Origin of the sequence: Terribacillus sp. FSL K6-0262 (genome assembly GCF_037977385.1) — a bacterium.
Classification (GTDB): domain Bacteria; phylum Bacillota; class Bacilli; order Bacillales; family Amphibacillaceae; genus Terribacillus.
The window spans coordinates 342,722-364,256 of record NZ_CP150277.1; the positions used below are offsets into that span (position 1 = coordinate 342,722).

At 46.5% G+C, this 21,535-nt stretch carries 24 protein-coding genes, 1 pseudogene and 1 riboswitch; of the genes and pseudogenes, 7 read left to right on the forward strand and 18 right to left on the reverse strand.

Annotated elements, in window-relative coordinates; all coding sequences use genetic code 11:
• Positions 1-11: 11 nt before the first annotated feature.
• From MHI54_RS01695 to MHI54_RS01730, 8 genes are all read right to left on the reverse strand, one after another.
• Positions 12-674 (reverse strand): TrkA family potassium uptake protein, encoded by a 663-nt coding sequence (locus MHI54_RS01695; protein ID WP_095214570.1) that lies wholly within the window; start codon positions 672-674, stop codon positions 12-14.
• 60 nt (positions 675-734) lie between these two features.
• On the reverse strand, positions 735-1,748 hold the full coding sequence (locus MHI54_RS01700; RefSeq protein ID WP_095214569.1) for a cytochrome d ubiquinol oxidase subunit II: 1,014 nt from the start codon (positions 1,746-1,748) through the stop codon (positions 735-737).
• Positions 1,745-3,067 carry a cytochrome ubiquinol oxidase subunit I gene (locus MHI54_RS01705; RefSeq protein ID WP_095214809.1) on the reverse strand — a complete coding sequence of 441 codons (1,323 nt, stop codon included), beginning with the start codon at positions 3,065-3,067 and terminating at the stop codon, positions 1,745-1,747. Before MHI54_RS01705 ends, MHI54_RS01700 begins: the two co-directional genes overlap by 4 nt.
• Positions 3,068-3,205: 138 nt before the next feature.
• The gene (locus MHI54_RS01710) at positions 3,206-5,026 is read right to left on the reverse strand and encodes an ABC transporter ATP-binding protein (RefSeq protein WP_340082176.1); all 1,821 of its coding nucleotides are present in this window, start codon (positions 5,024-5,026) and stop codon (positions 3,206-3,208) included.
• Between the two features lie 11 nt (positions 5,027-5,037).
• Positions 5,038-6,792, reverse strand: a complete 1,755-nt coding sequence (locus MHI54_RS01715) for an ABC transporter ATP-binding protein (protein ID WP_340082177.1) — start codon at positions 6,790-6,792, stop codon at positions 5,038-5,040.
• 122 nt (positions 6,793-6,914) lie between these two features.
• Positions 6,915-8,084 carry a DHHA1 domain-containing protein gene (locus tag MHI54_RS01720; protein ID WP_340082178.1) on the reverse strand — a complete coding sequence of 390 codons (1,170 nt, stop codon included), beginning with the start codon at positions 8,082-8,084 and terminating at the stop codon, positions 6,915-6,917.
• A 65-nt stretch (positions 8,085-8,149) separates the two neighbouring features.
• The gene (locus tag MHI54_RS01725; RefSeq protein WP_340082179.1) at positions 8,150-8,581 is read right to left on the reverse strand and encodes a TlpA disulfide reductase family protein; all 432 of its coding nucleotides are present in this window, start codon (positions 8,579-8,581) and stop codon (positions 8,150-8,152) included.
• Positions 8,578-9,129: a peroxiredoxin gene (locus tag MHI54_RS01730; protein WP_340082180.1), complete on the reverse strand. Its 552-nt coding sequence runs from the start codon at positions 9,127-9,129 to the stop codon at positions 8,578-8,580. Before MHI54_RS01730 ends, MHI54_RS01725 begins: the two co-directional genes overlap by 4 nt.
• Before the next feature lie 125 nt (positions 9,130-9,254).
• On the opposite strand from MHI54_RS01730, the gene MHI54_RS01735 reads away from it, so the two are divergent.
• Positions 9,255-10,109 (forward strand): mechanosensitive ion channel family protein, encoded by an 855-nt coding sequence (locus tag MHI54_RS01735; RefSeq protein ID WP_340082181.1) that lies wholly within the window; start codon positions 9,255-9,257, stop codon positions 10,107-10,109.
• A gap of 15 nt (positions 10,110-10,124) precedes the next feature.
• On the opposite strand, the gene MHI54_RS01740 is transcribed toward MHI54_RS01735, so the two are convergent.
• The 3 genes from MHI54_RS01740 to cbpB all read right to left on the reverse strand — a co-directional run bounded on the left by MHI54_RS01740 (position 10,125) and on the right by cbpB (position 12,587).
• The gene (locus MHI54_RS01740; protein ID WP_340082182.1) at positions 10,125-11,237 is read right to left on the reverse strand and encodes an N-acetyldiaminopimelate deacetylase; all 1,113 of its coding nucleotides are present in this window, start codon (positions 11,235-11,237) and stop codon (positions 10,125-10,127) included.
• Between the two features lie 58 nt (positions 11,238-11,295).
• Positions 11,296-12,009 carry a 2,3,4,5-tetrahydropyridine-2,6-dicarboxylate N-acetyltransferase gene (gene dapD, locus MHI54_RS01745; RefSeq protein ID WP_198946016.1) on the reverse strand — a complete coding sequence of 238 codons (714 nt, stop codon included), beginning with the start codon at positions 12,007-12,009 and terminating at the stop codon, positions 11,296-11,298.
• Positions 12,010-12,113: 104 nt separating this feature from the next.
• A complete protein-coding gene (gene cbpB / locus MHI54_RS01750; protein ID WP_095214561.1) occupies positions 12,114-12,587 on the reverse strand; it encodes a cyclic-di-AMP-binding protein CbpB in 474 nt (157 codons plus the stop codon).
• A 224-nt stretch (positions 12,588-12,811) separates the two neighbouring features.
• Between cbpB and MHI54_RS01755 the strand changes: the two genes are divergently transcribed.
• The 3 genes from MHI54_RS01755 to MHI54_RS01765 all read left to right on the forward strand — a co-directional run bounded on the left by MHI54_RS01755 (position 12,812) and on the right by MHI54_RS01765 (position 14,920).
• Positions 12,812-13,432, forward strand: a complete 621-nt coding sequence (locus MHI54_RS01755; RefSeq protein ID WP_095214807.1) for a hemolysin III family protein — start codon at positions 12,812-12,814, stop codon at positions 13,430-13,432.
• A gap of 68 nt (positions 13,433-13,500) precedes the next feature.
• Positions 13,501-14,361 (forward strand): metallophosphoesterase, encoded by an 861-nt coding sequence (locus MHI54_RS01760; protein ID WP_158221459.1) that lies wholly within the window; start codon positions 13,501-13,503, stop codon positions 14,359-14,361.
• A gap of 85 nt (positions 14,362-14,446) precedes the next feature.
• Positions 14,447-14,920, forward strand: coding sequence for a YkyB family protein (locus MHI54_RS01765; protein ID WP_095214559.1), 474 nt, complete (start codon positions 14,447-14,449; stop codon positions 14,918-14,920).
• A gap of 10 nt (positions 14,921-14,930) precedes the next feature.
• Here MHI54_RS01765 and MHI54_RS01770 read toward each other — a convergent pair whose 3' ends face one another.
• Both MHI54_RS01770 and MHI54_RS01775 read right to left on the reverse strand, forming a co-directional pair.
• Positions 14,931-15,206, reverse strand: a complete 276-nt coding sequence (locus tag MHI54_RS01770) for a hypothetical protein (protein ID WP_340082183.1) — start codon at positions 15,204-15,206, stop codon at positions 14,931-14,933.
• Positions 15,207-15,318: 112 nt separating this feature from the next.
• The gene (locus tag MHI54_RS01775; RefSeq protein ID WP_158221458.1) at positions 15,319-15,456 is read right to left on the reverse strand and encodes an FbpB family small basic protein; all 138 of its coding nucleotides are present in this window, start codon (positions 15,454-15,456) and stop codon (positions 15,319-15,321) included.
• Between the two features lie 110 nt (positions 15,457-15,566).
• Here MHI54_RS01775 and MHI54_RS01780 point away from each other — a divergent pair, with 110 nt between their 5' ends.
• Complete coding sequence (locus MHI54_RS01780; protein WP_340082184.1) at positions 15,567-16,727, forward strand: aminotransferase A; 1,161 nt, start codon at positions 15,567-15,569, stop codon at positions 16,725-16,727.
• 34 nt (positions 16,728-16,761) lie between these two features.
• On the opposite strand, the gene MHI54_RS01785 is transcribed toward MHI54_RS01780, so the two are convergent.
• Positions 16,762-16,980 carry an aspartyl-phosphate phosphatase Spo0E family protein gene (locus tag MHI54_RS01785; protein ID WP_143594456.1) on the reverse strand — a complete coding sequence of 73 codons (219 nt, stop codon included), beginning with the start codon at positions 16,978-16,980 and terminating at the stop codon, positions 16,762-16,764.
• Positions 16,981-17,352: 372 nt separating this feature from the next.
• Here MHI54_RS01785 and MHI54_RS01790 point away from each other — a divergent pair.
• Positions 17,353-17,439 (forward strand): annotated as a pseudogene (locus MHI54_RS01790) (YjcZ family sporulation protein); the annotation flags it as partial.
• Between the two features lie 48 nt (positions 17,440-17,487).
• Here the strand turns inward: MHI54_RS01790 and MHI54_RS01795 are convergent.
• From MHI54_RS01795 to MHI54_RS01805, 3 genes are all read right to left on the reverse strand, one after another.
• Entirely contained in the window at positions 17,488-18,852 is a 1,365-nt protein-coding gene (locus tag MHI54_RS01795) for a TrkH family potassium uptake protein (RefSeq protein WP_095214554.1), read from the reverse strand.
• Between the two features lie 84 nt (positions 18,853-18,936).
• A complete protein-coding gene (locus tag MHI54_RS01800; RefSeq protein WP_095214553.1) occupies positions 18,937-19,347 on the reverse strand; it encodes a YwpF family protein in 411 nt (136 codons plus the stop codon).
• Positions 19,348-19,480: 133 nt separating this feature from the next.
• Positions 19,481-19,972 (reverse strand): methyltransferase domain-containing protein, encoded by a 492-nt coding sequence (locus MHI54_RS01805; protein ID WP_340082185.1) that lies wholly within the window; start codon positions 19,970-19,972, stop codon positions 19,481-19,483.
• 236 nt (positions 19,973-20,208) lie between these two features.
• On the opposite strand from MHI54_RS01805, the gene MHI54_RS01810 reads away from it, so the two are divergent.
• Positions 20,209-20,559: a general stress protein gene (locus MHI54_RS01810; protein ID WP_340082186.1), complete on the forward strand. Its 351-nt coding sequence runs from the start codon at positions 20,209-20,211 to the stop codon at positions 20,557-20,559.
• 37 nt (positions 20,560-20,596) lie between these two features.
• Here the strand turns inward: MHI54_RS01810 and thiT are convergent, their stop codons facing one another.
• Positions 20,597-21,163 (reverse strand): energy-coupled thiamine transporter ThiT, encoded by a 567-nt coding sequence (gene thiT, locus MHI54_RS01815; RefSeq protein WP_095214550.1) that lies wholly within the window; start codon positions 21,161-21,163, stop codon positions 20,597-20,599.
• Positions 21,164-21,246: 83 nt separating this feature from the next.
• A riboswitch (TPP riboswitch) is annotated at positions 21,247-21,346 on the reverse strand.
• Positions 21,347-21,535 lie beyond the last annotated feature (189 nt).

The following is a 21,535-nucleotide window of genomic DNA, read 5'->3' on the forward strand; positions in this document are numbered from 1 at the left end:
GGGTTCATGGTTCAATCCTCGGCAATGGCACGTTCAAAACGTGCCAAATCACGGTCTGCACCAATGACAATCAATATATCCTCTGCACCGAGTTCCTCATCCGGCGAAGGACTTACATTGATTTCATTTGCCTGCTTGATGGCTACGACGTTACAGCCATATGCTGCGCGGATATCAAGTTCTATGAGAGATCGGCCAGCCATTTTCCTTCCGGCCTGTACCTCCACGATACTATGTTCATCACTAAGTTCCAAGTAATCAAGGATGTTATTGCTGACAATTTTATGGGCAATCCGTCTTCCCATATCACGTTCGGGATGGACAATGTGATCTGCCCCTATCTTGCTCAGGACCTTTTCATGGTAATCATTTTGAGCTTTGACGGTTATTTTCTTGATGCCAAGCTCCTTCAGCATGAGTGTGGTCAGGATACTGGCTTGAATGTTTTCCCCGATGGCGACAATCACATGCTCGATATTCCGGATACCCAATTCTTTCAGTACCTGTTCATCCGTGGTATCGGCAATGACTGCATGGGAAGCGATATTGCGGAACTCATTCACTTTGTCTTCTTCAATATCGATTGCCAGTACATTATATCCTTCCCGGCTAAGTTCCATGCAAATACTCCCGCCGAAGCGGCCCAGTCCAATTACAGCAAATTCTCTCTTCATCTTACTTCCTCCACTATTTCATAAACTAATCCTAGTCTATCACAAAGAGTAAAGGTTGTATCACTTCTTTCCTTTTACATACTCCGCATCGAACAAGAACATCCGCATCACAAGGATCAAAGAAGGAATCAGCATGAGAAGACCACCGGCAAATGCAATCAGCAGCGCGATTCCCATCGCCGGCAATGTTGCATCTGCCGTTACCTGGATTTCATTGTACAGCAAGTAGGGCATATGGCCGATGCCATATCCCAATAGCGCAAAGAAAAACTGCAGCATGACACAAATGAACGACAGACCATAATTCCTTTCTCTATAGACCAGATAAATGCCGATCAGGAAGAACAGCACAGAAATCCCGAACAACCACCAGAGATCGAGCATGTTGTCATAATGCTCTGGATTCTGCCTGCTGATGAATATGAACGCTGTCAAGCTTGCAATGATTTGTGGAGCAGCCCAGAATAGCGCATAAGAACGAAGCAATTTGCGGGCAGGCTCATCACCGGCTTTATTCGCATAATACGTCAAAAAATGAGCGCTGATATATAGGACAGAGACAACAGCCAAAAATACAACCGCCCAAGAGAAAGGGTTGGTCAGCAATTCTTGATGGCGTAAATAAACGCTGCCATTTTCGTGGCGTATGAACCCTCCCTCGGATATCGTCAAACCAGTGGCGATCGCTGCGGGAATGAATAATCCGCTGGCTCCATACAGGAAGGTATATAATTTACTTTTCCTCGATCCATAATTCTCAAAGGCGTAAAAAGAACCCCGTATGCCAATCAATAATAAAATGATCGAACCCGGTATCAGCATCGCAGACCCGTAATAATACCCTGCATCCGGAAAGAAGAAGGCCAGACCGTAGAAGAAGAAGATGAAGAATACATTCGTGATCTCCCACACGGGTGATAGGTATCTGGCGATCAATCGATTTAGGATATGATCTTTTTTCGTCTGCATTGCATAATAAGCGAAAAAGCCTGCCCCGAAATCAATGGATGCGATAATCAAATACGCGAACAGGAAAAACCATAGTGCCGATAATCCCAGTATTTCGTAATTCATTTTTGATCACCTCCAAATAACGTATCGGGAAAACGCATTTCCCACTCTTTCTGGATCGGATTCTTTTTATAGAGTCTGACGAGCACAAGCGTCACGAATGTACCCAGCAGTACGTAGAGGACCAAAAACGCCGCAAATACATAATGGACATATGGGGAAGAGATGGCTCCTTCCGCAACACGCATATACCCCCGCAGAATCCAGGGCTGGCGTCCCACCTCTGCATAAATCCATCCAAATTCAATCGCCAGCATGGCAAGCGGTGCATTCACTACAATCGCCCTTAATAGCCACTTATTATATTGATCCCGTTTCTTCCAGAACATAAATACGATAAAAAGCATGCTGATCAATATCCCAAAAGCTCCGAAGCAAACCATTAAATCAAACATATAATGAATCCACAGCGGCGGTATGAGGTCTTCATCGACTTTATCCAGACCAGTGACCTCACTGTTGAAATCACCGAAAGATAAAAAGCTTAACAGCTTGGGCAGATGGATGGCACCCTGGATTTCGTTATCCTCCGTAAGCCTGCCGAACAGAATCAAATCCGCTCCTTTTTCGGTCTCGAAATGCCACTCCGCTGCCGCTAGTTTTTCCGGCTGATAGCTTGCCAAAAATTTAGCCGAAGCATCACCTGCAATCGCGGTGAAAATGGAAAAAATCAGCGTCATGATCATGGTAAGCTTCAACGCTTTCTTGTAATACGCATTGTTACCGTATTTCAGGATGAAAAATGCCGTGATGGCGGCAAGTATGGCTCCGGATGTCATATAGGAAGAAGTCAGTACATGGAACACCTTTGAAGGAGTCGCGGGATTGAGCATCGCCATTATCGGTTCCACCGACGTGATGGTGCGCCCTTCCAAGGTAAAGCCTTGCGGTGTATTCATAAAGGCGTTTACAGTGGTGATGAAAACAGCACTCATCCCCCCGCCTATCACAACCGGAAGCGAAAGATACCAATGTGTATACCTGCCCTTGAATCGATCCCAGGTATAGATATAGGCCCCAAGAAAAATAGCTTCAAAGAAGAAGGCGAAGGTTTCCATGAATAACGGCAATCCGATTACATGGCCGGCAATCTGCATGAAGGTCGGCCACAATAAAAACAGCTGCAGACCGATCGCAGTTCCGGTGACAACGCCGACTGCGACGATGATGACATAGCCTCTTGTCCATCTCCTTGCCAGCAATACATATTTGGGATCCCGCTTGCGGATACCGACATATTCCGCAGCACATATCAATAATGGAACTCCCGCACCTATTGTCGCAAAGATGATATGGAAAACGAGCGTCATAGAGGTGAGCATCCGCGCTAAAATTACACTATCATAAGCGAACAAAATGTATCCCTGCTTTCTGTAAAGATAATCGCTTCTCTTGTTATGCCCAAAGAAATGAAAACTACCCAAAACAAAGAGCGTATCTCCGGTGAGATACGCTCTTTGTCATTTTCCGTCAGACTGGAATTGAGTCTTTACCAGTTCGAAATACTTGCCTCTCCCATTCATCAACACCTCATGACTGCCCTGCTCCAAGATACGTCCATGTTCCAATACGATGATATTATCCGCTTCCCTGATCGTGGATAGGCGATGGGCAATCATGATGGCTGTGCGCCCTTTCAATAAGGTCTGCAATGCATGCTGAATTTTCAGCTCCGTTTCCGTATCGATGCTGGCAGTCGCTTCATCAAGGATGATGATCCGGGGATCAGCCAGCATGGTCCGGGCAAAGGACAGCAGCTGCCTCTCTCCTGCCGAGAGGATGTTTCCACGCTCCTCCACCTCTGTATCATAGCCATCTGCCAAACGGCGGATAAAATCATCCGCCCCGACAGCCCGTGCTGCCTCCATCACTTGTTCGTCCGTTGCTTCAGGATTGCCAAAGCGGATATTCTCCATGATGGTCCCTGAGAAAATGAATGTATCCTGCAAGATGACACTGATCTGCCGTCTGATATCTTCGAGTCTTACATCACGCAAATCCTCTCCATCAATCCTCACACTGCCTGCAGTGGGGTCATAGAAACGGCTGATCAGATTGGCAATGGTCGATTTTCCCGAGCCCGTATGGCCGACAAGCGCGACCGTCTGTCCTGCCTTGATATGCAAATCGATTTCATGCAGCGCAATCCGATCCTGATCATAAGCGAACACAACTTCTTCAAAGCGGATATCACCTTCCATGTCGGGCAATGCCTTTGCATCCTCTCGAGTTTCCACATTCGGTTCTTCATCCAGGAACTCGAAGATACGCTCCGAGGAAGCCATCGCGACGAGCAGCTGATTATAAATCTGCCCCAATCGCGAAATCGGTTCCCAAAACATGCCCAAGAAGAAGGCGAAGGTAACGAATGTCCCGATTTCGATTTGATTCGTTAAAATCAAATGTGCACCATAGGCAATGAGAATGACTGTCCCGATTGCATTACTCATCTCTACGAACGGACCGAAATACGCACTCTTTTTGGTGGCGATCCGCTCACTTTCGAAGTTATCCCGATTCAACGCTTCGAAATAATCCGTGTTCTCCGGCTCCTGGGCGTAAGACTGCGTCACACGGATCCCCTGGATGGCTTCATTCAGATGTGAATTCATGCGGGATTTCTGCATCCTGACCTGCTGCCAGGAACGCCTGATGCTTTGCCGCAGCTTTGTGGAAATGAAGAACATGAGCGGCAGGATGACCAGTACTGCAATGGCCAATTTTGGACTTAAGAAGAACAATATCCCGATGATGCCGATCAGCATGATGGAATCAGTCAGCAGATTGATGATTCCATTCGTGAAAAGCTCCTGCAAGGAGTTGATATCATTAAGTATCCGTACAAGAATCGAACCAGCGGACCGCGTATCAAAAAAGCGATGCGACAGATGCTGGATATGACGGAAAAGCGTCTTCCGCAGATCATAAATAACATGCTGTCCAAGGACGTTGACCCATTTGATCCGCAGTATATTTGCCACATAGTTCAGCACATATAAAGCGCCGATCCCCGCTACCAAATAAATGAGGAATTGCGTGTCCCCGGATGCTATGGCCATATCAATCGCCACCTTACCGATCAAAATCGGTATGATCAGCCTGATGATCGTAGACAGCAGCATCGCAGCGATCGACCCCGGCAGCAGCTTCCTGCTATAGGGCTTCATAAACCCGAGCAGCCTTCTGATTTGTCCCCAGTCGAACGGCTTTTCCATCACTTGGTCCTGGGAATAATGAAATCTATTCGTATGGCGTTGCTTTTTGTATTGCAGATTTTCCATGGGCTTCCTCCTTACTGTGCCGATCGCATGATCGCGTTTTGATCTTGATACTGGATTTCGTAGATACGCTGGTATAAGCCGCCATTTTGCAGCAGAAACTCATGGGTTCCCCGTTCGGCGATCTCGCCATCATCAAGCACAAGGATTTCATCTGCATGCTTTACAGACGATATACGATGGGCAATGATAAAGGTTGTGCGATTTTTCATCACTTCTTTCAATGCCTGCTGAATCTTCACTTCCGTCTGCATATCGACAGCACTTGTAGCGTCATCCAAAATCAGGATGCTCGGATCGATCAGCAGCGCCCTGGCAATCGCTATTCTCTGCTTCTGCCCTCCGGACAGGCCCATTCCGCGTTCGCCAAGCATCGTATCGTATTGATCAGGCAGCTCCATGATGAAATCATGTGCTTGTGCACGCTTGGCTGCATCAACGATTTGCTCGAAACTGACTCCATCAGGATTCCCATATGCAATATTCTCTTTGATTGTCGTCGAAAAGAGGAATGCCTCCTGCAGGACGAAGCCGATGTGCTGCCTCAGAATCCTTAAATCATAATCTTGCACAGGCCTTCCATCTATATGGACACTCCCTGCAGTAGGTTCATAAAAACGGGTGATCAGCTGTGTGATACTCGTCTTACCCGAACCAGTCCCTCCGACAAGCCCGATGATTTTCCCTGGAGGGGCATCGAAACTGATATTCTTCAAAGCCATATCGTCATCCTTCACATATTGAAGGGTAACTTGATCAAACGTTACGTGACCGCTGATTCGCTTTATGCCGATCGGGTGCTCCCGCTGTCCGATATCTTCCTTTGCCTCCAGGATTTCCAGCAGCCTTTCTCCGGAAGCTTTGGCCTGGGAAAACATATTGATGATGAAACCAAGGTTCGCAAGCGGCCCTAGTATATAGGAAACAAGGCTGAAGAAAGCAACGAGCGCACCTAGCTCCAGCTTTCCGGAAATGACCAGATACCCTCCATAGGAAATGAGGAGGACCATGCAAATATTTCCGATCAGCTCCATGAGCGGGAAAAACTTCGCCCATACTTTTGAAGTGAAAATGTAGTTATCTCGGTAAGTGGAATTGTCAGCAGTAAAACGGTCAATTTCGAATTCTTCTCTGGCTAAAGATTTGACTGTATTCATCCCGCTGATATTTTCCTGCACACGCGTATTGAGTACACCGAGTGATGTCCTGATATTGCGGAAAGCAGGATGGACACGCTTATCGAAGCGATAGACCACAACAGCAAGAAAGGGCATGGAAACCATCGTGACAAGCGCAAGCGGTACGGAGTATGCGAACATGACAGCCAGACTGATCACAATCAGCAATACAACCCGCAGGAATTGGCCTATTCCTGCAGAGAGGAAAAAACGGATTCCTTCGACATCCGCGGTCAATCGGGACATCAAATCGCCTGTGCGCGCATTATCATAATACGTGAAGCTCAGGCGCTGCAATTTCTGGTACAGGCTGTTTCTCATCTTGAATACGGTCTGAACCCCGAATAAATCCCCAAGATATTGCTGAAGGAAATTCGCTGCACCCTTTAAAAGCATCAATAGGAGGAATCCAGCCGAGATGATCGGAATAAGCCCGTACTGATTCCCAAGGACAACATCATCGATTGTGATCTGCAAAATGATCGGATAGACGACCGTAATGGCCGTCACCACTGCAATGAATAAAAGCGATAAGTAGAAGTTGCGTCGATAAGGCCAATAAAACTCCTTCAATTTCTTGAATATATCCAAAACCTTTCCCCCTCCACGGATAGTCGCATGTTCTAATATATCGGGTTCCGAACTAATTTACCAGAGGGAAATTAACGATAATTTAAAAAAGTTTGAATTCATCACATAGAAAAAAGCATCGTTTATACGATGCTTTGGTAATGCTCCTGCAGGAAGTGTATATAGCGTTCCATATCCTCTCTTTTTTGAAAGCTCGCTTGGGCAGTCTGGGCGCTGCCGCCGCCCTTCCCTCCAAATTCGGGCAGGGACTCACGGAACAAATTCCCGCAGTGGAAACCTTCAAGTGCATGGGATACGACCAGCTTCTGTTCATCAAGGTTCGAGAGGATGACAAATTGCTTGCCAGCCTCCAGCAGCGTGACTGCCATGCGCTGCAGTGCTTTGACATTTTTCCCTTGATAGGAACGGGCAATCACGCTCGTTTCCGTTTGAGCAAGCTCGCGCAACTCCAATACTTCCAGCTGTCTTTCCAGCTCTTCTGCCTTTTTGACAGCTGATTGGAGATCCGTTGATTGCTTCTTGATCCGTGTCAGGACATCCTTGCTGCCCGTCTGGAATTGCGCGGCGACTTGATCCACGATGGCGAACATCTCCCTGGTGGTTTCCAAAGAACGCTTCCCGCATTGGAAATAGATACGCTGCCCTTGCTTTTGCTTCTCTGTTTTAAGGATTTTGATCATTCCGATTTGACCAGTGGAGGCAACATGCGTTCCGCCGCAAGGGTTGTATTCTACTCCATCTATTTCAACGATTCTTACATCTTCCGTGACGGTCGGCTGCTTGACGACGGGCAACTCGGCGAGCTCAGCGGCAGTCACATAATAATTTGATATCTTCCGATCATCATAAATAAGCTCATTGACCTTCTGTTCGACAGAGGCCAGCTCATCCTCCGTCAGCCTATCGCCCGGCAAGTCGATTGTGACATCCTCTTTCCCAAGGTGAAATCCAACCGTCCCTCTTCCGGATACCAGACGAAAAGCAGCAGAAAGCAGATGCTGTCCAGTATGCTGCTGCATCAAATCGAATCGGTGCTCCCAATCAATGCTGCAGTCGACCATACCTTCTGGTCTTGTTTCCAGTCCGTAATACGGTACACCATCTTTGCTTTCCACCGTTTTTACTTCCAATCCAGCAATTGTCCCTTGATCAGCGGGCTGTCCCCCGCCTCCTGGATAAAATGCTGTTTCCTTCAGGGAAACAAAATAAAGCCCATCCTTTTCATATGTATCGTCTATTTCTGTCTGCCAAGCTTTGCAGAATGCGTCTTCCCTGTATAGCAGCTTGCTCATATCGATCATCCTTTACTATCTGATAGAGCAAGCTTACCATGAATCATGTATGTGCAGGAAGCATGCTAGCTGTATTTTAATCCATCAAGCTGATTGAAGAGCAATGTCGTGAGGTTTCCGCCGGATTGTTTATGACGGATCCTGCCATTCCTGTCCAGTAAAACGATGCTAGGCAGCTTCTGGACCCTGAATATATTCTTCATTTGGTGTCTTTGATCGAGATAGACAGGAAGCCCGATCCTATTTTCAAACACATAATCGTCGATCAATTGCTTATCCAGATCCGCTGCCGAGCGAGGAACATGGACCAATAAGATATCGAAGAATCGGCCTTCATATTCTGCAAACTCCAGGAACAGAGGAAGTTTCTCCTTACATACAGCACAGCTTACAGACCAAAAATAAACGATGAGCGGACGTCCTCCGGCTTTTGCATCTGGCGGATAAAGCCAATTTGCCGCCTGCTGGTCGATTATATCCGGTAATTGAGGTATCACGATGAGACATCCTCCTTCGATAGCAGCTCATCACCCGGCTGCCAATTTACGCCGCAAGCTTCTCCAGTCTGCAATGCTTCCAAGACGCGCAGCAGCTCAGATGTATCCCGCCCCACCAAATCGGCATGCATCAAATAATAACAAATTTCACCCTGAGGATTTACGATTATGGTGGATCGCATAGATGTATAGCTTTGGCCATCCAGTACACCGTAGGCTTGGGATACTTTACCTGTGAAATCAGAGGCCAGCGGAAAACTGATGTGCTGGATCCCATTATGCTCGCGCGGTACTTGCTGCCAATCAGCATGGGATTGGATACTATCAGTGGAAATTGCAACTACCTCGGCATCCAATTCCCGCACTTCATCGATCCGATCTGCTAAGTCATTCAATTCAGTGGGACATACTGTACTGAAATCACGAGGATAAAAAAAGAGCACCAGCCATTTCTTCGCATCAACGCTTTGCTTCATGCTGACTACAGCCGTTTTTCCATCAGGCAAGACAGCTGGCAGCTCAAACTGCGGTGCAACACTGCCGATCACGGGCTTTCCCCTCCTTTTATACTGTGTCACTATATGCTTAACCGCGTCATTTGTTACAGGACGTTTCATCAACGTTCCATGAGGGTATCATCCTATGAGCAACAATTCGAAAAAGGAGACAGGCTATGAACTTTCTGACAGACGGACTACAATTAAACTATGATGGCTTGATTGAAAAAACCATATCAATCGGCCTGCAGCTGCTGCTGATCATCATCGGGTACTTCATCCTTCGAGCCATCGGGAAAAAACTGATCAGCTCCAGCTTGAGTAAAGCAAGCAGCAAACAGCGCATTTCGACAAGCAGAATGAAAACGCTCGAGAAGCTGCTGATCAATACATACGGGTACACCTTGATATTCCTTTTGATTGTCATGGTTTTCGGTACCTTCCATATCCAGATCGGCCCGCTGATTGCAGGTGCAGGTATCATCGGTCTTGCCATCGGATTCGGTGCCCAAGGTCTGGTAAGTGATATTGTGACTGGATTCTTCATCCTTCTGGAGCGTCAAATCGAAGTCGGCGATGTTGTAACGACGTCTGGATACAACGGTGTGGTGGAGGAAGTAGGTTTGCGGACGACACAGGTGCGCAGCTTCGATGGCACACTGAATTTCATCCCGAACCGAAATATCAACGGCATCAGCAACCATTCCCGCGGCAATATGCGGGCGATGGTCGATATCGGCATCAGCTATGAAGATGACATTGATCACGCACTGAGCGTCCTGCAGGAAATATGTGATACATTCAAGGAAGACGAACGCTTCCGAGAAGGACCTGATGTCATCGGCGTCGAAGCACTGGGAGCTTCGGAGGTCACCTTGCGGATCATCGGTCATACCGCCAATAATGAACAGTACGGGGCAGAACGTGATATGAAGAAAGCAATCAAGGAGGCCTTCGACAGAGAAGGCATCGAGATCCCTTATCCACATCAAGTTTTTCTTCAGCGGACAGCAGAAGGCGCAAAGCAATAAGCTTTGCGCCTTTTATCATGCTTGATCGATATAAGCAGAAACCGCTTCGACTCCGTAAGATAGTGCCAGTTCATCCGGCTGCAGCTTGCTGTGATGCAGACCATACGGCGAGTCTACCCCTAACCAGAACATAAATCCCGGTATTTCCTTCAGCATATAGCCGAAGTCTTCTCCAGTCATTGCAGGAGAGGCTGCTTTAAATGTCAAAGATGTCTTATCCAATGCATTTCGGAATGCTTCGACCTTGTCGCTGTCATTGAAAACTTGATAATAATTGGATCCGTAATCGATGCTGATTTCACAATCATGGCTGATTTCAAATCCCCTTGCCTGCTGCTCGATATGCTGTTTGATCAAAGCAATGGCGCCGGGATCCATCGTCCGGATCGTCCCCTCCAAACGAGCAGTTTCTGCAATCGTATTTTGAACGAAGCCGCTTTCCATCTTCCCGATCGTGATGACGGCACTTTGCAGCGGGTCCAAGTTCCGGGCGACGATTCCTTGTATATTCGTTACAAAGGTACTGGCTGCCACGACCATATCCCGTGTCAAATGCGGATATGCAGCATGTCCGCCTTTGCCCTTGAAATCGATGAACAGCTCACTCGTATTGGCGAACAATAAGCCTTCCCTGGAGGAAACCGTACCGACAGGCAGCTCAGGGGCGATATGGAGCGCGAATATTTCATCCGGCCACCATTCTTTTAAAATACCGCTCTGCATTAGAGGCAAAGCACCACCCGGCCCTTCCTCTGCAGGCTGGAAAATGAAAACGATGTTTTGTGCAGGCTGGTCCTTGGCACAAGCCGTCAATGCACCTAAAGCGATGGTCATATGCAAATCATGGCCGCAGGCATGCATACGACCTTTATGCTCTGACTCATATGGCAATCCAGTGGCTTCCGTGATCGGCAATCCATCGATATCGGTCCTATAGGCAATCGTTTTTGAGCCGACTGAACCAGCAACCCTGACGATGATGCCAGTCCGCCACAATTTGATATCCAAGTGCTCTTGCGGGAGATTGCGGATATATTCCAGCAAATAGGCCTGCGTTTTTTCTTCCTGGAAGCCTAGCTCTGGTATGCGATGCAAATCCCGCCTGATTTTGATCAATATATCTTCCATACAATCACCTGCTTTTATCTGATAATAAAAAAAGGAGCAGCAGCTGCTCCTTTTCCTTTTAGTTCAATTTACGAAGTTCCTGACGAATCTCTGTCTTGGATTTTGTCTGGTCATCGATTTCTTTCAGTACACGTGCTGGTGTTCCGCCAACGAGTGTGTTTGGAGCTACATCTTCCGTTACAATCGCGCCAGCGGCGACGATTGCTCCTTTACCTACTGTGACGCCTTCCAATACTACAACATTCGCACCGATGACAACATCATCCTCGATTACGACTGGTTTAGCGGATGGCGGCTCGATGACACCCGCCAAGACAGTTCCGGCACCGATGTGGCAGTTCTTGCCAACAGTCGCACGACCGCCCATTACGACGTTCATATCGATCATCGTACCTTCACCGATGACAGAGCCGATATTGATGGAAGCACCCATCATGATGACTGCGCCATCACCGATTTCAACTTGATCACGGATGACTGCGCCTGGCTCGATGCGGGCATTGACTCCTTTCATATCCAAGAGCGGAATCGCAGAATTACGGCGGTCATTCTCGATGACATAATCCTCGATTGCTGCAGTATCTTTCAAAAAGCCTTCCAATTCGCTCCATTCTCCGAATAGAACTGCTGTGTTCGCTTCAGGGAAAGCTTTTACACTCTCTGGGTAAGTCAGCGTGTCCAGGCCACTTCCTTTGACGTATACTTTGACTGGTGTAGATTTTTTACTATTCGAAATGAAAGAGATGATTTCATTTGCGTCCATCATTTTCACGGTTATTGCCTCCTATGTAACAACGTATGGGATTACTTTATCAAAACTTTTACTAATCAACAAGCATTTTCGGACATGCTTTCCTGCTGCCTGTACTTATATGCTCAGACATTGGTCTTATCGGCGGCCGGATGATAATGCACTTGTTCATGCAAGTACCTGTTCATCTTTTTGAGGATCGCCCGCCGAGTCAGGATACCTTCGAAATATCCCTCATCATCGAGCACGCATAGGAAAGCTTGATTCACGACAGCCTTCAGTGCTGTCAGGAAGCTATCGGATTTCTTCAACACCGGCACATCCGTCAGCATCGTTTCCGACACCTTCAGATCGGATAGCTTCTCCATTTCGAACCTTTCCATGCCGAGTACTTCATTCAGGATTGCTGTCTTTGAAATCATGCCTTTCAACCTGTACGTATGATCAAGTACGGGAATGACAGAATAACCTGATTTGACCAGCACAAGCAAAGCGTGCTCCAGCGGGTTATTCGTTTGGACATGAGCGACTTTTTCAGACTCGATCATCAAGTCCTCCACCGTCATTCCGGTGAGTTCCTGCAACTCTAATTTTGCCATTCGATCTCTCCTTTTGTCAGCGGCAGTAGAAGGAGGTCAATCACCTTTTCCAGTTTACCATATACCGCTATAGGCTACCAATTTCGACAATGTCCGCAAGCTGTCACATTTGGGCATCTGCACCATAAAATATTTCCAGGATTGACTCCGTTTTTATGGTGTAAAGCTAGAAAAAGCAGTATACTGAAACAAAGCAGAAATGAGGTAATTAATTGGAAACTTACATGTTCACGAAAAAAGAAGAAGCAGCCCACTCCATCACCCATGGCTTCGGTGCATTGCTCAGTATCGCGGCGCTTGCTGTTGCGCTCGCCTTGGCAAGCTTCACGAAAGATCCCTGGGTCATTGTCTCCGTAGCGATCTATGGGACGACAATGCTGCTTATGTATCTCTCTTCGACAATCGTCCATGCATTGCCCGAGGGGAAAGTGAAGGATGTTTTCCAGATTTTCGATCACGCAGCCATCTACCTCTTCATAGCAGGTACCTATACACCCTTATTGCTGATCAGCCTCAGAGGCTCGCTTGGATGGACGATCTTTGGCATTGTTTGGGGAATCGCTCTTGCGGGAATCATCTTCAAGATTTTCTTCGTGAAAAAATTCCTTATCATGTCGACAGTCTTTTATGTCTTGATGGGCTGGATGATCGTTTTGGTATGGGAACAGATGCTGGCAGTTTTGCCGCAGCAGACAATCCTGTATCTTATCATCGGCGGCCTTTTCTATACAATAGGCGCTGTGTTCTATGTTTGGCGCAGGATTCCATACCATCATGCGGTTTGGCATCTATTCGTACTGGCGGGATCGGCGTTTCATTTCTTCGCCATCCTATTCCTCATCTAATGAAAAAAAGGCATTCTCCCCATTGTATAGGGGAAGAGTGCCTTTATTACGAAAAAGAAGGTGCATTCATGAAGAAGACTTGGATTTCAGCAGCAGCAGGGACGATTTTAGCCGGGGCCGGCATCGGGTATACATATGCACGGTATATCGAGCCGGCCAAACTGGTGACGAAATCATATACACTGACCAGTGAACGGCTCCCCAAGGCCTTTCACGGACTGAAGATCGTCCAGTTCAGTGATCTGCATTTAGGTTATCATTACTCCATCAGAAAACTCAGACGCTTAGTGCGTCATATACAGGCTCAGCAGGCAGACGTCATTGTGTTCACCGGTGATTTTGCCGATCGGCCCATTCGGCTGAAATGGAAGCAGGAAATCGTCGATTGCCTGACTGCACTCCAAGCTCCATTAGGGAAGTTTTGGATATTTGGGAATCATGATTACCGCGACGAAAGCGATGCAATCGTTGCGAAATATATGAAAGCCGGAGGATTCACCCCCCTGCATAATACCGCTGCATTATTGAAGCGCGAACAGGAGCATATCGTGCTGGCTGGCATTGATGATATCATACGCAGTTCACCGAATTTGCATGCTGCCACCAAGCATAGCGATGAAGATTCTTTTACTATATTATTGGCGCATGAACCAGATTTGGCCGAGAACGTAAAACATCTGCCAGTGGATGTCCAGCTGTCAGGCCACTCACATGGCGGCCAGGTCCGGATTCCGTTTTACGGGGAAGTGATTGTCCCTCCTTATGGCAGGCGCTACGTGGACAGCTATTATGAAGTCGGCTCCAGGCCCCTGCATGTTTTCGTCTCGAGAGGGGTCGGTACGACAAGAATGCCCATCCGTTTCGCCTGCCCGCCGGAAATATCCGTCATTTCCTTGCAGCACGGACCGAAAGATGTGGAAATCAACTAAAAAAGAGCTTGCCAATCGTACTTCTTTTTTGTACGATAGTACCATTCTCCGATAGGGTCTATTCCTGCACTAGGAGGTTACTCGAATGAAAGTGAACTGGACATTAGAGGATATCGCAAAAGCGTTGTTCGTTGTGAATCGGCACGCGAAGACAGCTCCTGATCCAAGCCACTTGTATCAACTGAAAAAACAAGCTGTAGCAAAGCTGCTGGAGCAGAACAAAGCAAAAAAAATCGGTTTGCATTTCTCTGAACACCCAAAACTCAGCAGACAGCACTCCACCGTGCTGGTACAAATAGCAGACTATTACTTTCATATCCCAGCTGCAAAGGAAGATTTCAAGATACTCCCGCATCTGGGAGAATTGGACAAGACTTTTCGGAATCCGAAGCCGAATCTATCCCTATCCCAGGCAAAGCGGATCCTTTCCGGCTATTTGGATTTACCGCAGCAGGATACCAGGACAAAACAGCAGCCATCCATTAAAAGATCGGCATTCTATACGCCATCCTCACTCGGTCAGTTCACCTGGCCCGACAAGAAAAAGCGGCGCAGCTAAGGGACTGACCCTAAACTGTACGCTTTTTCTTTTTATTACCTACGAATACACTTAATTTAACGAAAATGAGCATGCTGCAAATCAACGTCATCACCAAAAGGACCTTGTTTTTTGAAGACTCCCACCACAGCCAGTCAAACCCAGACAAATACACCAATAGGACATGTACTGTGATTACAGCCAGAATCGAATACCATTGCTTTTTAACCAGCCAGCGAATACAAAAGAAAATCACTGCAAATATGGACAATACAGCCAACAGCCCCATCACCGGTACAATCATCATTGTCATCCCTCCCTTATCAGTTTCTGCTAAAATTCATCGATTTAAACAGAAAAGGAACCCCGCCTTGACGGGATTCCTTGTAATCTTGCACTATGGTATAATGTATCAATGGTCATTCCAAATGATCAGACTGGATGCCGTACTTATCATCCAAGGATTCTTCGATCCGAAGCATCGCCTGGTCATCCTGCAATAACTCATTTTTGTTTTGCGTGATCAATTCCTCTAAAGAAAGCTTACGGGGTCTCATTTGCATTAGCCTCCTAAATATTTTCCTTTAGCTATTCCCAATACTATCACGTTATAATCAAAATTGTTTGAACATTATGTTAAGAAAATATGTAAATGGAGGTACATAATATGGAACAGCTTATCAATTCGCATGTTAAAAACATACAGATTTCCGGCATTCGCCGTTTTTACAACTTGGTGGCAGATAAAAAAGATATGATCAGTCTGACGATCGGCCAGCCCGACTTCCCGACTCCGCTTCATGTCAAAGAAGCCGGGATCGAAGCGATTCAGTCAAATCAGACAACATACACACCGAATGCAGGGCTGATGACCTTGCGGAGTGCCATCAGTGATTTTTATTCGAAATATGCCCCCGCCTATCGGGCAGAGGATGAAATCATCGTCACTGTCGGAGCATCGCAAGCAATCGATATCACATTGCGCACCATCCTTGAGCCTGGTGATGAAGTGATTTTACCTGGTCCAGTCTATCCAGGCTACGAACCGCTCATCTCACTGGCAGGCGGCATCCCCGTTCTGGCAGATACCTCTTCCAATGGATTCAAGCTGACACAATCCATCTTGGAGCAATATATTACGCCGAAGACAAAATGCATCATCCTGCCATACCCTTCCAATCCGACAGGTGTCACACTTACCTATGATGAGTTGAAGGTGATGGCAGACTTTCTTGCTGAAAAGGATATTTTCATCCTATCGGATGAAATATACAGCGAGCTGACCTATGATGAAGCCCACGTCTCGATTGCCCGCTTCCCGCAGGTAAGGGACAAGACGATAATCATTAACGGTCTGAGCAAATCCCATTCGATGACCGGCTGGCGAATAGGCTTTACATTGGCACCTGCATGGCTGAGCGACCATATGCTCAAAGTACATCAATATAATGCTACTTGTGCCACCTCCATCAGCCAGTACGCTGCAATCGAAGCACTTACGAACGGTTTGGAAGATCCCGTCGAAATGCGTGAAGCCTACCGCGTACGCAGGGATTATTGTCTGGAGCGACTTTCGAAGATGGGGCTTGCTGTAGAGAAACCAAACGGAGCGTTCTATATATTTCCGAAGTTCCCAATCAAGAAGATGACATCATTGGAGCTGGGATTGGCACTGGTTGAACAGGCTGGACTTGCAATCGTGCCTGGAGATGCATTTTCTGAATATGGGGAAGGATATATGCGGATATCGTATGCATACAGTATGGAGCAGCTAGAGGAAGGAATGGACAGGCTGGAACGCTTCCTCGATTCCAATGCATTGGCATAATAAAAAGGACAGGTCTTTTTGGCACCTGTCCTTTTTATATCTTTCTTTTTGCTTCATATAGATTCAGCAGCTTGTCCAATTCCTGGCTTTTCGCTATCGATTCACTGCTTGTGAACCCTTTTTCGAATGCTACTTCCGCCATCTGCTCACGCAGTACTTCAATCTGCTGCGTCAGCCTATTTAAATTGATTAGTTTATTGGAGTGCTGCAGGCAATATCTGGCGTGTTCAGGCAATATCAATTTGATCACCATTATTCCTTCTATAGTTACAAATCTTTTCCATTACTTATCATGCCAAAAGATCGAATGAAAGTAAAGTTTATCAACCACTTTTCACACTTTTTACATATATACTCGACAGACATCCTCCTTCTCTCCTATCATTCGTCAATAGCTGGCGAAGCAAATCACTTCCATTTTCTTAGGCCAGCCAGTCATTTGTCACAGTCCGGCCCCATTCAGCACTTAAGGAAATCATATTGAAAAATGGGCAAACGACCATACGCCTTCCTCTGCTGCACCATATAGTAAGGTGTAAGCTTTAGGAGGTGAAACAGAATGGGTTACGGATACGGTGGCTTCGGCGGTTTCGGCGGAGGTTGCGGTTATGAAGGCGGTAATGTCGGCGGCTACGGCGGTGGCAACGGCTTTGCTTTGATCGTCGTACTTTTCATCTTGTTGATTATTGTTGGTGCAGCATTCTACTGCTAATAACCAAACAAAAGACGGCATCCTTTCCGGATGCCGTCTTTGCAATTTTTATCCGATGATGATTCGTTCCTTTGGATAATGGAAGTTGGCTGCTTGGGAATTACGGTGCAGGGAATACAGGAATGTCAGGATACCGACACGCCCCAGGAACATGAGCAGCATCAGGACAATCTTGCTTGCATCACTCAAATCAGCCGTAATCCCCAGGCTTAAGCCGACTGTACCAAACGCACTGCATACTTCGAATAGCACTTCGGTGAGCGAGAAAGGTTCGATCGAAGCAAGGATGACAGCAGATACGAATACCAGGATCATCCCGAAAATAGTCACATTGATTGCTTTGAATAAATCTTCCGGGTGGATTTCCCGGCGAAGGACCGTGATCTGCTTATTCCCCCTGGCAAAGTGGTACAGCGCGATGACAACCAATGCTAAGGTAGTGGTCCGGATACCGCCCCCTGCACTGCTCGGAGAAGCGCCAACGAACATCAGCGCAGACATGAACAACTGATTTTGTTCAGTCAAGTCCGCAATATCCATTGTTGCAAGCCCTCCGCTCCTTGTGGTCACTGATTGGAACAGGGAGTAAAACAAAGTCTCATGCCAGGATTTCCCGACAAAGAAATTCCTGGAGTCAAGCAATGCTATGATAATTGCACCAGCAATAATAAGCACCATGAAAGTTATGGTTGTCAGCTTCGTGAATAAGGAAAAACGAATAAAGCTGCGCTCTTCCTTGGAAGCAAAGATGTACTGCTTCACCTCGATAAGCACCGGAAAGCCGATTGCTCCGAGAATGATCAAAAGCATATGTACGAACTGTACGAAATAATCATGCTGAAAAGGGATGAGTGACTGCCCCGTTATATCGAAGCCTCCATTGGTCGTTGCACTGATGGAGGCGAATAGCCCTTGAAAATATGCTTCACCTGCTGTAGGGAAATACTGCAGGTAATAGGTTCCCAAAACAAGGAATCCGATCAATTCTATCGATAAAACAACGACCAGGATCTGCCGCATGAGACTGACCGCTCCGCGGAACGACATTTGGTTCTGATCCGCCATGATTAGACGGCGTTCCTTAAAGCCGATTTTCTTCCCGAACAATAGCCAGACGAAGGTGCCAAGCGTCATGACACCTATTCCGCCGAGCTGCATCGTGAACGCAATCAGTATGATTCCAGTCGTGTTGAAATATTCTTGTATGGGAACAGAGGCAAGCCCAGTCACACTGATGGCACTGACAGATGTAAAAAGTACATCCACGAAGGAGATATCCATTCCTTCTTTATGAGCTACTGGCAAGGCCAATAAGCAGGTAGAAATAACAACTGCCGTAAAATAAAAAAGAATGATCAGTCTTGTTGGCGAAATATTGTTGAGCCATCGCCAACGCGGGTCATAGGTACGCATACATGAACTCCTTCGTTGCATCTTTCAAATGTAATCTATTATAGCAGGTATGGTATAAGGAGAATAGCTCTTTTTCAGAACTGCTTACTCAGCTCTGCCGATTCCGCTTGAGAGGATTTCTCCCTCTTCCAGCCCATCCTTGCGAAGCTTTTTGATTGCAGTAAGCAAATCCAGCCGGTCTTCCCTTGCAAGTCTGCCCCGCATGATTACATTTCCTTCATCCCCTAAATCATTGACCTCCAATACTTGTATCAAAAACAAGGCCAGCCGATTCTCAGGTTTTGTGATCCTTACTTCCGCAAGCAGGACTTTGCGGTCCTCAGATAATGTCTGTACGACCTCCAAATCCTCTTTGCCAAGGACTGCTTCCAATACCCATTCGTTATCCTCCTCCTTATTGATGATCAAGCCCTCCGATAGTTTCATTTCCTTCCCTTCCATCGATCCTTGATCCGTGGAATATAAGGTTAATTCCACCAATTTGAAAGTTTTCACTGCTCCCACTCCTTTTATGTAACCAGTTATATCTTTTCTCTATCTTAATGCTTTTCGTATGTATTGGATAGGGGATGTTTCCTAAGAATATATGTGCCAATGCGCAAGAAAAACCGCCCTTCCGGCGGTTTTCTCATGCTTTGAATGCTTTTACATAATATAATTCCTCATTCAGATCCCCTGCCGTCACGTCAAACCCTGCCTTCGACAATTTATCGGTAAGCAAGCCGGCACTCTGATCCTTGCTGAAACCAAGTGCAACAACAATGCCCTTTTCGATGGTGATTCTGTATATCTCCTGAACAGCTAACTCGAGATCATCCGTATTGTCCAATACAAACGCTGCCAGCCCGCGCTGGAAGGATGCATCCGGAAAATTCAGTCTGCCCACTCCGCTCGGCATCCGATCGATATTCGATAGTGTCTCTTCCTCTGCACGGAGCGATAATTCCTCCAATAAAGCTTCATCTTCTTCAAGGGCAGTCACACGATCCTTCGTTTTATGGGCAATCGGTATAACCAGCTCCCCGTTACCAGCACCAAAGACGATCACTTTTTCTCCGCCCTCTATTTCCAGGAGCTCCAGCACCTCTGCTGCCGAAACTTCTGTTGTCTTATTCACCATACAGCTCTCTCCTTTTACAATCGATTAGTTCTGTATTGCCTATACCATACGAAACTAAACGTATCTTCCCTAGGCTTTCACGGATTCATAATTTCTATCCTCGATCGGTTCTCAACCCACCAATCATAACCTAAGTCATCTCTATCTCTGATTTCGTATGATCAAACCAAAATTGTTTCAGTATTTGCTGAGCGGGTAGATATTCCATACAAGATCAACATAAAGGAGAGATGAACATGAAACCCTATCTGAAAGAGTATACAAACGACGAAAAGCTTCAGGAAGACATTCAGCAGCTGAGTACAAAAGGTGTAAACAAAGATAATATTTATGTCTTGTCACATGATGACGACAGAACAAAGCGTGTATCCAGCAAAGTGGACGCCAATACAATCGGCCTATCCGAGATGGGTGCCAAAAGTGCGGTCGGGAGCATGTTCAGTAAACCTGGGGATGAGCTTCGTACAAAACTGAAGGAAATCGGCTTTTCCCAAGAAGAAGCCGAGGATTTCGAGGAGGATCTGGATGAAGGGAAAATCTTCTTGATTGTCACCGAAACGGAAAATGTCGAATGCTTGCTTATTTAAATGAACAGGCACTGTTCCGATGAACAGTGCCTGTTTATCATTTCTTTGGCAAAATGAATTTCGGCTGGGCCAAAACCAGAATGAGGATGACTATGATACTCGCGATGAAGCTCGGCAGCAAGTAGGAGCCATTATATATAAGTGAATATGCCCATACACTCTGCCCGGGAGCGGCTGCTGATCCGAAAAAGACCATCCCGCCTACAAAATGTGAAGCGAACCGTCCAATACTTCCAATCAGTGTTCCAATGATCAGGAATCCAACAAGCTTGGTTCGGTTATTATCTTTTGCCGCTTTACGAGCTGATCCAGCCGTCACAGCTGCCAGACCAACTAAAGTGAAGGCCAAAGGATAATCCAAAAAACCTTGGACAACATGTATGATATAGGGGTTGGTGACTAATTGAAGCAGCCCGGTAATCAACCCGGTTGCAAGTCCTCCTTTCCATCCCCAGCGAAACGCCATCAAAAATATCGGGACCATCTGCAAGGAGATACTGCCTCCCTGTGCCCATGCTTTAAATGAAAATAAGTCCAGTACGAATGCGAGCGCGGCGAATATTGCCACCTCCACTAAAAATAAAACCTTGCCTCTTGATTGCATATTGCTTCTCCCCTACTAAAAAAATGCAACAAAAAAACAATGCCGCAGGGAGATCCTTCCGATGGCCCTTACGCATTGTTTCCCCATCAAAGAAGCTACATCCCTACGCGAGTGCTAACTCACAGGTTCAAAGGGTCTGGACATATGTCCATCTCAGCCGGAATGGCTCCCCCTGCAGGCTTTTTGGTTCCGATTTGTTTTCTGTTGTCTATCTATTATATAGAAAAATGATAGCGCTAGCAACTATTATTGAAATTTCCTATATATGAAATTTTACCCAAGTGCTAATTTTAGCAATTTTATTACTTTTACTTCATATAACGAAATTGTTTGAATTCGAGAAAAACTATGACGTATAATGGACAATGTTCT